Raw genomic sequence first — 11970 nt, 5'->3', positions numbered from 1 at the left:
AGGTTTTTTATCAAAGTTTTTAGGTATTAAGAATGGTGCATCAGTTTCAATCATTAATTTTTCAGGAGGAATGGCACTCACTGCTTCCTGCAAGTCTCTTCCTCTTTTCATATCACAAATCCATCCGGTAACTCCAATGTAACAACCTAAATCAACATAGTTCTGTGCTTCTTTTTTTGTTCCTGTAAAACAGTGAACAACTGATTTTTCACCAACATCATATTTTTTCAATATGTTGTATAAGTCTTCGTGCGCTTCACGTTCATGCAAGAATAAAGGCATATCTAATCTTTCGGCCAATTCAATTTGTGCTTGGGCCCATTTTCTTTGCAAATCTTGTGGTGAAAAATTTCTATTATAATCAAGGCCGCATTCTCCAATAGCTACAACGCAGTCTTTTTTGGATATTTTTTCCAGTTCATTAATTGTATGGCCATTGCAGGTTTTCGCATCATGCGGATGCACTCCTGATGTTGAAAATAGAGTTCCAGGATATTTTGATGCATATTCTGCAGCTAGTTGACTTGAATGCACATTAGTTCCAGTGATTATGAACTGTGTAACTCCTGTTTTCTTAGCTTCTTCTATAATTTCCACTCGATCATTTCTAAAAGATTTGTGCATCAGGTTTAAACCGATGTCTATGAGATTATCCACTTGACCACCTATTCATTTATGACTTTGGTACCAATTTTTTCGCCGTTAACTGCTTTGATTAGGTTTTCAGGTTCAAAACCGTTTGTAATTACAGTTTCTAAATTGGATCTTTTAATCATTTGAACTGCAGTTGTATCAAAGAATTCGTAAGTTCCCGCTTTAACATCTTTACCGCTTAAAAAATCGAGTAAATCGGTTGCTGTAATTTCCGGAACAAGTTCAGCGTCATCAAATTTATTCGGGTCTTTTGTATACATTCCATCAACGGATGTCAGGTTAATTAGTTTATCCGCATTAATGTATTCTGCAAGAATTGCTGAAACTGCATCGGTACTGTGAGCAGGTTCTGTTCCACCCATAACAATGATTTTACCACTGGATGAGAACTCTAAAGCTTCTTGGAAGTTATGTGGAACTCTTTGATATGCGGCATCTCCAAGTGCAGAAAGCATTAATTTAGCATTTATTCTGGTTACTTCAATTCCAATATCATCACATTGTGCTTCTCCGGCTCCTAAGTCACGAACAACCCCAATATAATCTCTAGCAGGTTTTCCTCCACCCACAACAACGAATAATTCATGTTCTTCGGATAAATCTTTTAAGATAGCACTGTATTCTTGGAATTTTTTACAATTATATTCTTTTAGTAAAATTGATCCTCCAATTGCAACAACAATTTTCATATATTCACCTTATATATAATGTTTCTTTTAGATATTATTTAAGTTTTAATAAGGAGTAAGTCAATAAGTATTTTCAATGAGTTTGGAAGAACAGATATATCTAAGAAAATCTTGCAGGAAGTATTTGGATGATGAAATTGAGATGAGTCCAATTCATGAATTCATATCTCATGTAAAACCTTTAAGGAGCAGTGCTGATTTCAGATATGAAATTTTAACAAAATTTGATGTTAATTTAAAGACTCGCTGGTCTGCTCCTTATTATCTGGCGCTTTTTTGTGAGAAAAAAAGCATTAACTTAGTTAACATTGGTTTCGTATTCCAGCAAGTTTCATTGTTTCTGCAAAGCATTGACATAGGAAGTTGCTGGGTGGGTTTGGCTTCCTTGAAGAAAAAGGATTCTGAATTTGTCATTGTAATCTCTTTTGGAAAATCTCCGGATAAAACACGTGATATTAATGATTTTAAAAGAAAAAAATTATCTGAAATTAGTGATTTTGAGGATAATCGCTTGAAACCGGCACAACTTGCACCATCAGCAATTAATTCACAGCCATGGTATTTCAAACATTCAGAAGATGGTTTTGATGTATACCAATTGAAGCAGAATATTATCAAAAGACAATTTGTAAAAAAATGGAATCCAATCGATGTAGGCATTGCTTTGGCCCATATGTATGTTGCAAATGAAAAAACGTTTGAATTTAAAATAAATAATGATTTTAAAAGATTAAAAGGATATACTTACATTGGAAGCATTAAAATTTAAAAAATAAAAAAAGGAGGATTTAAGCATCCTCTGATATTAAACCTTTGTATAGTAAACCTGCAATTACTGCACCGACAATTGGAGCTAAGATGAATACCCAAACTTGTTGGAGAGCTTGTCCACCCATGAATAATGCAGGAGCTAAACTACGTGCAGGGTTAACTGAAGTACCAGTTAATGGGATTCCCATAATGTGCACAAATGCTAAAGTTAAACCAATTACAATACCTGCAACTGCGGCGTTTTCTGTTTTTTTGGTAACGCCGAGAACTGTGAATACAAATACAAAAGTTAAGATAATTTCAACAATGATTGCGCCTACGACGTCTATACCGACACTTGATGCAGATCCAAATCCGTTTTGACCTAATCCTGTTACAGCATATCCTCCAAGGCTTGGAGCTGAATTAATGATTGCAACAAGAAGAGCAATACCAATTATTGCACCGATACATTGGAATACAATGTACAAAATTAAGTCTTTTGTTTCAAGTCTTCCATCAATCCACATACCTATTGAAACAGCAGGGTTGATGTGGCATCCTGAGATGTCTCCGATGACATAAGCCATAGCTACTATAGATAAACCAAATGCCATTGCAATTCCAAGATTACCTAAAACAGTGCCTGCTATGGCTGCACTTCCACATCCGAATAAGACAAGAACCATTGTTCCTATTAATTCTGCAATATATCTTTTCATAAATTTTCCCTTCTATACTAATAAAAATTAATTCATTTATTCAATGAACATTTAATATTTAGTTTTTATTTTATTTAAATCTCCTTATTTTTTTATAACCTAAATATGCAAGGAATAATATGAATAGTATTAATATGAATGGGAAGATATGGAGTAAGAATGAATCATTTACTTTATCGAAGTGATACTCGCTTTCAAAGCCCATGTGTGCAGTATCAGTATGATTTTGGGTTATTTTTGCAAAGTTATATAATAAATCATAATATCCGATATGTGCTCCTTCGTATTCAATTGAGTCCGGTGCTTGTCCATGTTCGTCCATATAATTTCTAACGATTCCAGCCATTTTGAAATAATCATAAACAGAATAAGTGTCTCTAGTTAAGAATGATATTCCCATAGGATTTTCCGGTTCGTTATAAGCTTTTGGAATATCCAAACCATTGCCATTTAAATATGAACTTGTTTGATATAATAATTGCGGACCGGTATATGCTCCAAAAGGGCCTTTTAATTCTTTATCATCACTGTTAACAACTTCCTTAGCAGCATCTGCCATGCCTTTAGGTGGAATATTATTTTTAACGACTAGTTCGTCGCTAAAGACTTTTGTATCATTGTCGTGTGTATTGATGATGTCAACTATTTCCTGTGAAATCTTCTTTGCCATTTCATCATCGTATTTATCTAAAATTCCGTCATGATAGTAATCAGGATATTCTTTTGCTGGTTGAACATAGAATATTCCTGCATTTCTAAGAAGTGTTCCAGGGTCATGTACTCCTGCAAAACTTTCATTTGTGTAATTGTCGTCCCATGCTCTTCTAAGATAATTTGAAGAATTGTCTAAATCATAATCTCCAATATTAACGAAAACAATTTGTTTATCTGAATTTGCACTATAATTGGCAAGTTGCAAGTAGTTTCCAGCATCAGATGCTGCCAAATCAATGCTCACATCACTTGTCACAGCTATTGAACGGTAACCTTCCCCTGGTCTGGGTGCCTGATTGTCAATAACAACTTGGAGTTCTCCACCACTAAGTTCCTGTACATAGTTTTTTATGGAATTTATTAATCCAACATCGAAATCATGATCAACGATGTTGTCTGTTGTAATAAAAACAGTTTTAGTTGCGCTTACGTCTTGTATGACTGGAGCAACTAATAATAAAACCATTAGAAATATTGCAATTTTTTTTCTCATGTCCATTACCTTAACTTTTTTCTATAATTTTATATCTTTTTTATCAGTAAAATATTTTTTTTCATGTTGCAAATTTAAATTTATTATTAAATCAATTATTTTATTTAAATAAGAAATTGTTGTTATTTTTTAGAAAAAATTTAAATATATCATCGTTTAATAATCATTTTGAGGATTTAAAGGAGGTTATCTTTTATTTTAGAGTAAATTTGGCAAGATTTTAAAAAAGTTTATTTTTGTCCGTAAAATTATGGTACTTTTAAAATTTGTGCAGATATTTGTTAAAAATATGTTGTGTTAGTGTGCTAATGTATAGTTTTTCTAATAATTTTTGGAGTATTTTATAAAATTTTATTGGTTTTGAATGTTCTTTTTAAAATTTTAAGTAAAATAAAAAGTTTAATTGCTGGTTAATAGCTTTTGTTAATTAATAGCAGTAATCATCGTCCTCAAATAGGTGATTAAATGTTAAAAAAGACTCAAAAGATAGCTACTGGCAAAAATTTCCTAATTTCAATGCTATTTATTTGTTTAATATTTGCAACATTTGGGTTGAATATGGATGACTCTTATGCTGTGGATTTAAATGAAACTGGTAGTGGAATGGAAATTGGATTAGATGTCGAAGATACGCTAGAAAATTCTCACGATGAACTGGCAAGTACAGTTGATAATCAGGAAAATAGGTTGTTGAGCGCAGTCAATAGTCGGGAAAATGAAATTTTGACTGGATCTTATGTATTGAATGGAGGTACTTTTAGTGATATTCAGAATAGAATAGATAGGGCAAGTGCAGGAGATAAAATTTATTTAAACGGTAATTTTGTATCTGAAAGTAACAATGATGGAATTGTGGTTAACAAAAGGCTGGATTTCATTTCCGGAACTTCAGCTACTCTAAATGGAAAAAATTCTGTGGGCATCATATCAGTTACAAAGAATGGCGGTGGATCAACATTCACCAATCTGAAATTTATTAATGGATATGCATTTAGAGGAGGAGCGATTTATCTTGAAGGAAACAGTGTAGTAATAGATAATTGTGTTTTTCAAAAGAATCATGCATACGGTGCAGGCGGTGCTCTAGGTGCTGATTATAATTCGACAGTTGCAAAATCTACAACAGTTAAAAATTGCAAATTCAGCTCGAATGTCGCAAACCGTGCAGGAGGAGCTTTAGCGTTATATGGAAAAAATACAAAAATTACAAATTGTTCGTTTACATTGAATAGAGTCGATGACACTTATGGAGTGGACTGCTATGGTGGTGCGATTCAATTGGGAATGGATGAAGATGATTACAAGGGATATGTTACTGATTGCACATTTAGAAGCAATTCAGTAAATTCAAAAGTGGGCCATACTCACGGAGGTGCAGGATGTATCAGAAATGGAGTTGTATACAAAGGATGCAAGTTCATCAATAACTCCGCTGATGAAGGTGGAGCTTTAACCTATCACGCTTCAGGTACAATAAAGGACTGTACTTTTTCAAGCAACACTGCAAAAGAATTTGGTGGAGCACTATCAACAGGTCTCATTTTGCAACATTCAATGGTTTTGAACATTGTAAATTGTACTTTTAAAAATAATAATGCTCCACTGGGTGGTGCAGCTCAATTGAACGGAAGAAACATTGAAATAGATGACTGTAATTTTTACAATAACCATGCATCCAAAAATGGGGGTGCAATCAACACTGATGCACTCACGGTTGTTGTGAAAGATTCCAGTTTTAAAGGTAACATTGCTGAAAAAGATGGTGGTGCAGTATTCATCAAAGGTAAGAACACTACAGTTGTAGGTTCATCATTCAGAAACAACAGTGCAATTCCGGATAAGAATAAATATTCTGATGGTCTTGGAGGTGCAATCTATGTAAACAGTACAAGAACAAACATTGAAGACAATAGCTTTTATTATAATACTGCAAGAAATGGAAGTGCGGTTTATTATGATAAATCTGGTTCAAAACTGGTATTTGTCAACAATACCATGTATCAGAATCAGGCATGGGTTTATGCATTACCGATCTTTGCCAAAAACATTTATTGTGGTGAAACTGAAGAGATTTCTTCTATTATTCATGGGGGAAATAATATTGCGAGATATGGCGATTTGGCAGTATCCAATGCAATTTATAATGCTGCAAGCTATTCCAAAATCAAAGTTGATGGTGAATCTCCTCTCAATGGAGCAACAGACAATGGAAGGCTATATCAGGATGACAGGGAGTATAATATGGAAATTGAATTGACTGTTGAAAAGGATGATGGTACTTTAATTTACAGTGATACATTAAATTCCGATTATCTTGGTGAAGTTTCAGCCCAATTAAACAATTTGGCGCCAGGAAAATATTATGTAACTGCAAAACACTTTGAAGACACTTATTACAAAGCAATATCCAATAGAACAATTTTCACTGTCACTTCTGCTATAGATAGTAAAATTAGAAAAGTATCTTCCAGTGAAAATTATAATTTCGAAGATGTGGTTGTTTGGACTTTAACCATTACCAATGGCGGTCCGAATAAAGCAACTGGAGTTGTAGTGACAGATGTAATTCCTGAAGGTTTAATTTATCTACGTGATGACAGTGGAGGTAATTATGATCCGGCAACTGGAAGTTTGGCAATTGGTGATTTGGATGTAGGTGAAACTAGGATTATTAACATATACACTATCGTTAATAAAACTGGTGAGATAACCAATAATGCTAATGTGACTTCTAATGAATATGATATTGACTTAACCAATAATCATGACGATGCAAGTATTAATGTACCCCCAACTTCTGATTTACAGATAATTAAACTAGTCAATAACACTTCTCCGAATTACAATGACTTGGTCAAATGGACCCTTGTTGTTAAAAATAATGGTCCTGATGTTGCTCATGATGTTGTAGCAAAAGATATTCTTCCTAAATCTTTAATTTGGGTTAGTAATGATGGTAATTACAATCATAACACAGGTATTTGGAATATTGGTACTTTAAATGTTGATGGCGAAGTCAGATTAAATATTGTTAGTCGTGTCAACTCAACAGGAGTTATTGCAAATTATGCATCAGTTACAGGACGTGAATATGATTATGATTTAACAAATAATAATGCATCACAGATAATCAGAGTTTCTCCATCATCTGATTTGTCCATCGTAAAATCAGTCAATGTAACTAATGCTAACTTCAATGATTTGGTCAAATGGACCCTTGTTGTTAAAAATAATGGTCCGGATAATGCGACTGGAGTTATTGTAACAGACATTTTGCCTGAAGGATTTATTTATGTTAATTCCCGGTTGGGTAAAGGAAGCTATTCAGATGGTGTAATTAATGTGGGGCAGTTGGCAGTTGGTGAAAAAGTAACTTTGGAGATAATATCTAAAGTAAAGGTCACTGGAACATATATCAACGTTGCAAATATTACTGGAAATGAATATGACTGGGATTTAACTAATAACCGTGATGAGGAATCAATTTTAATTTATCCGGCATCTGACCTGGAAGTAATTAAAACAGTCAATGATACTAATCCTAGTTACGGTAAATATGTAACATGGACTGTTGTTGTTAGAAATAATGGTCCGGATATTGCTAATGATGCAATGGCAATCGATGTTCTTCCTAAATCATTAATATGGGTCAGTGATAATGGTAATGGTAAATATAATCATCATGACGGTAGATGGAATATCGGCCAAATAAATCCTGATGCTTCTGTCAAGTTAGATATCATTTGCAGTGTCAATGCAACAGGTATAATTCAAAACAACGTTTCAGTTTCCGCTCGTGAATTCGATTATGATTTGTCAAACAATAACGATTCGGAGATAGTGGATATTAATAAAACTGCAGATGTTGAAATTGTCAAAATGGTTGATGATGTAAATCCATATTATGGATATCTCATAAAATGGACTTTAATTGCTAGAAACAATGGTCCTGACAAGGCAACTTCAGTATCTGTTAGTGATGTTCTGCCTGAAGGTTTAATATTGCTTGATGTTGAAGCAAGCAAAGGGGTCTATGACAATGGCGTTTGGGCAGTATGTTGCTTGGAAAACGGAGAGGAACAGACATTGGAGATGGTTTGTATTGTAAACAAAACAGGGAATATTACAAATTTTGCTTCAATTTCAGCTGATGAAGTGGACCCTGACCCTACAAACAATCATGACAGCGAAACAATTCATGTTCCCTTAACTGTTGATTTGGAAGTTGTTAAGGAAGTTTCAAACAAAAATCCGTATTTCGGTGAGCCAATAACTTGGATGATTTCTATTAAAAACAATGGTCCGGATAGAGCAACAAATGTTGTCTTATATGATTTATTGGATGACGGATTAATCTTTGAAGATTATACTTCCACTAAAGGCGACTTCATTGGGGATAAATGGATTATCGGTCAATTAAATAGTCATGAAAGCGCATATTTAAATATTTCATGCTTTGTCAATAGTCTTGGAGAAATCTCAAACGTTGCTTTTGCAAATTCAACTGAATACGATTTAAACGAATCAAACAATAATGATTCTGAATTTATTAGTGTGGTTCCGGTTGCTGATCTGGGTGTTGAGAAAAATGTAAACAACTCTAATCCGAATTATGGCGATATTGTAAAATGGACAATAATCATTAATAATTATGGTCCAAATGATGCAACTGGAGTTCTTGTTAGAGATTCCCTACCTAAAGGTTTGACATTAATAGAATCTAGTCAATATGTTGATTCTGATGGATGTTGGAATGTTGGAGACTTACGTGCTGGTGATGAAAAAGAATTGGAAATAATTTGTAGAGTTTCACAGACAGGCACTTTCAAAAACATTGTAAGTATCTGGGGAAATGAATTTGATCCCGATACTTCCAATAATAACTTTGAAAAAACAATAAATGTGGCTCCTGCCTGTGATTTATCTATAACTAAAACAGTGTCCAAGTATAATTATAAAACTGGTGATATTGTTACTTATTCAATTAAATTGACTAACAATGGTCCTGATAGGGCTAGAAGTGTAAAAGTTGATGAAATTTCCGATAAATCATTAGTTTTCAAATCAGTTAAGGTTTCAAAAGGAACATTCGATAATTCAACTAAAACATGGTCAATTGATTCACTTGCTAAAGGGGAATCCGCAGAAATGCTTATTAAAGCATTGGCAACTGCCTCCGGAACAGTTAAAAATGTGGTTTCCGTAACAACTAAAACTTTTGACTACAATCAGGAGAATAACAAAGATGAATCTGTTGTTAACGTTACAGAAAAGGAAAATGTTCCGCAAAATTCCACTAAAAAATTCGATAATCCAAATCCACATCAGAATAATCCTAAAAAATCTGAAAACAATAAAGTTTATGGCACATTAGATAAGAATCATTCAACAGGTAATTCTTTTGCTGTTTTATTGATTTCCCTTATTTTTTCTATGATTTTTTTAGGAGGTAATATTTCAAAGAAAAGATAGTTTAAAGTAGCTTTTATGCTACTATTTTTTATTTTTTTAAAACAATTTTTCAAAATTTTGCAACTATCAAAATTATTAATTTTCCCTATAATTATTTTATAAGTTGCTCTAAAAAATAGTCGAATACTTCTTCATTTCTCTAATTAAATCAATACATTTATATAGAACTTTGAATAAATATTTATTTAGATATTGATGTATTGATAATTTTTTTAGAAAAATTACGCATAGACCAATATTCTTAATTAATTGAAATGGAGTGTATATTATGTCTGAAGAAGAAATGATGGAAGAAACTTCCGAAGAATTCATCGAAGAAGATGAAGAAAAATTGCCTTTCGCTAAAGCTGAAGTTGTTCGTCTAATGAAAGAAAATTTAGATGATGACAAAATGATTAGGGAAAGAGTAAAAGTTGAAATGAACAAATTCTTAGGTGACGTTTTAAAAAATGTATGTAAACAATTAAATGATTATCCATACACTACAATAGAATACGAAATGCTTAAAGAATCAACTTATCCATACACTAACATAGAAAGAATCAATCAAGAAAAAGAAAGAATTTTATTGCATTTAGAAGCTATTAAAGCTGACTGTAATGCATTAGCTATGGATGTTCAAAAAACCTTAAAATTAAAAGACGTTGTTGAAGAAGATTCATTTGTAAGTTTCTCAGCAAACGACGATGAAGAGGAAGAAGAATAATTCTTCTTTCTAATTATCTTCAATTTGACTAAAACCTGTTTTTAATTGACTTAATTCCTCTTCAGGAATTTCCAATATTTCCACTTTTTCACTTACGATATTACTTTGTCCAAATGGATCTAGAATAATCAATGTAGCAGTTCCATTTCCTTTTTTCAATTCCCTAATGTGTTCTAAAGTCTTCTTTGCATTAATTTGTGATTCCTCATCATCAAATAAATTCAAAGCTTTAATGACTGCACTTTCAAAGCGTGTTAACACACCTTCAACATTTGTAACGAATCCTTCTGATTTTGGTCCAGGTTCCACCTTAACGCCAGCTTCTGGAATGATGACTGTGGCTGACTGAGATCGCACAACCCTAACAGACAAATTGTTTTTATTAATTTCGAGAATGTATTTTGCAGGGTCGTTCTGTTCTAAAGCAATAACGTCGCTATGTCTAAATCCGCAGGATGGGCATTGTATAGTTGTTTCTAGGACTTTACCGAAGTGAGGTATTTCAAGTTCTTTCATTATTGATTTGGCAACGCCTTCAATTCCACATGTTGGACATTTAATAATCATTTCATTAATTTCTTCTTCATTCATTTAAAACATATCCTTTATTTTTCAATTCTTCAATGATTTCATCTATTTTCTCTTGATTGGAAGCGCAAATGACGGTATTTCTATAATCGGATAAATCATATAATTTTGACAAGTATTCTTTTTTATCATTATTTTCGTTAATGTTTTTTATAAACTTCTCAGCGGAATTCACATCACTAACGTTAATGTTTCTGACTAAAGGTTCCTTAAATCCAGGAATTTGGTAGGTAACCTTTTCAAGTGAACCGTTATTCTGTTTAATAATGATGTTGATGACATCTTCCAGTTCATCCACAGTATTTGTCAGTTTGATTGTAGTGCAGGCTTTGTTGATTATTGAAAGGATGTTGTCAAGTGTTTTTTCGATTGTTTCTGATTTGATGATGTCAACATTATTTTTCTCGGCTTGTTTTAACAGATGATCATGGATAATTCTATTTTCTTTAAAGAAATCCAGTTGTTTTCCACCTCTTTGGATTTGTATGGCTCTCTTTACAAATCTTTCTTTGTGTGATTCCTCATCAGAGCTCAATATGAAAAAGTAGATGTTTGCATAGTCTCTAAATTGTTCAATGTCAATCAATCCTGGAACTAGATGAACACCTTCAATTATTATGTCATCATAGTCTGTTATTGCTCTTTGGATTATCTTTTCAAGTGCTGGAATAACATAAGATGCATGTTCGTCAAAACCCGCAGACACCAAGTCCCCGTAATCCTCGTAGCGATTTTTATTTCTCAGATGTTTATATGCATCATAAGATGAGCTGTGAAGTGCTGGTGCATATTCTTTTCCAATTATTCCACGGACAACCGCTCTAATGAAATCACTTTCAATCAAATGTTTTATATTTAATTTTTTGGCTAGTTCTGCTGCTATTGTGGATTTTCCAATTCCGGATGCGCTGCCAATTAAAATAACATAAGGTTTTCTCATGTTACTTTCAGATTTAACATAACCTTTTTCTTTAATGCTCATTAAGAATATATTTGTTAAAAGGTTAGTAAAATAGATATTGTTTATTTATTTGTATCTGATAAAATTTTGAATCATGAATACTGTATATGTGCAATATTGTCAATTTTTGATTGAGCATATTGGCTTTTTGATTGAGCAGTTTTTAATTATATTTATGGATTATATTTTAATTGGTTTTTAATTTTTTTATCATTTCCTTC

The 11970-nt window shown here is 32.8% G+C and carries 9 protein-coding genes; 3 read left to right on the top strand and 6 right to left on the bottom strand.

Annotated features, from left to right (window positions below; all coding sequences use genetic code 11):
• Positions 1 to 657 (bottom strand): TatD family hydrolase (locus Q4Q55_RS07915; protein WP_303372286.1); only part of this gene is annotated, 657 nt, incomplete at its 3' end.
• Positions 658 to 665: 8 nt separating this feature from the next.
• The gene (gene pyrH / locus Q4Q55_RS07910) at positions 666 to 1343 is read right to left on the bottom strand and encodes a UMP kinase (RefSeq protein ID WP_303372285.1); all 678 of its coding nucleotides are present in this window, start codon (positions 1341 to 1343) and stop codon (positions 666 to 668) included.
• 76 nt (positions 1344 to 1419) lie between these two features.
• Here pyrH and Q4Q55_RS07905 point away from each other — a divergent pair, with 76 nt between their 5' ends.
• The gene (locus tag Q4Q55_RS07905; RefSeq protein WP_303372284.1) at positions 1420 to 2112 is read left to right on the top strand and encodes a nitroreductase family protein; all 693 of its coding nucleotides are present in this window, start codon (positions 1420 to 1422) and stop codon (positions 2110 to 2112) included.
• 19 nt (positions 2113 to 2131) lie between these two features.
• Here the strand turns inward: Q4Q55_RS07905 and Q4Q55_RS07900 are convergent, their stop codons facing one another.
• Together Q4Q55_RS07900 and Q4Q55_RS07895 are read right to left on the bottom strand one after the other, a co-directional pair.
• Positions 2132 to 2815: an MIP family channel protein gene (locus Q4Q55_RS07900; protein ID WP_303372283.1), complete on the bottom strand. Its 684-nt coding sequence runs from the start codon at positions 2813 to 2815 to the stop codon at positions 2132 to 2134.
• A 70-nt stretch (positions 2816 to 2885) separates the two neighbouring features.
• Complete coding sequence (locus Q4Q55_RS07895) at positions 2886 to 4022, bottom strand: adhesin (RefSeq protein ID WP_303372282.1); 1137 nt, start codon at positions 4020 to 4022, stop codon at positions 2886 to 2888.
• A gap of 465 nt (positions 4023 to 4487) precedes the next feature.
• On the opposite strand from Q4Q55_RS07895, the gene Q4Q55_RS07890 reads away from it, so the two are divergent.
• The gene (locus tag Q4Q55_RS07890; protein WP_303372281.1) at positions 4488 to 9494 is read left to right on the top strand and encodes a hypothetical protein; all 5007 of its coding nucleotides are present in this window, start codon (positions 4488 to 4490) and stop codon (positions 9492 to 9494) included.
• Positions 9495 to 9762: 268 nt separating this feature from the next.
• Entirely contained in the window at positions 9763 to 10200 is a 438-nt protein-coding gene (locus tag Q4Q55_RS07885; protein WP_303372280.1) for a hypothetical protein, read from the top strand.
• A gap of 9 nt (positions 10201 to 10209) precedes the next feature.
• On the opposite strand, the gene Q4Q55_RS07880 is transcribed toward Q4Q55_RS07885, so the two are convergent.
• Complete coding sequence (locus Q4Q55_RS07880) at positions 10210 to 10791, bottom strand: ZPR1 zinc finger domain-containing protein (RefSeq protein WP_303372279.1); 582 nt, start codon at positions 10789 to 10791, stop codon at positions 10210 to 10212.
• On the bottom strand, positions 10784 to 11728 hold the full coding sequence (locus Q4Q55_RS07875) for a 3H domain-containing protein (protein ID WP_303372287.1): 945 nt from the start codon (positions 11726 to 11728) through the stop codon (positions 10784 to 10786). The genes Q4Q55_RS07880 and Q4Q55_RS07875 overlap by 8 nt, the downstream gene beginning before the upstream one ends.
• Between the last annotated feature and the right edge of the window lie 242 nt (positions 11729 to 11970).

Source organism: Methanobrevibacter sp. (genome assembly GCF_030539555.1).
Taxonomy (GTDB): Archaea; Methanobacteriota; Methanobacteria; order Methanobacteriales; family Methanobacteriaceae; genus Methanocatella.
The sequence above is the reverse complement of the archived record's forward strand: the minus strand, read 5'-3'. Positions and strand labels throughout refer to the sequence as shown.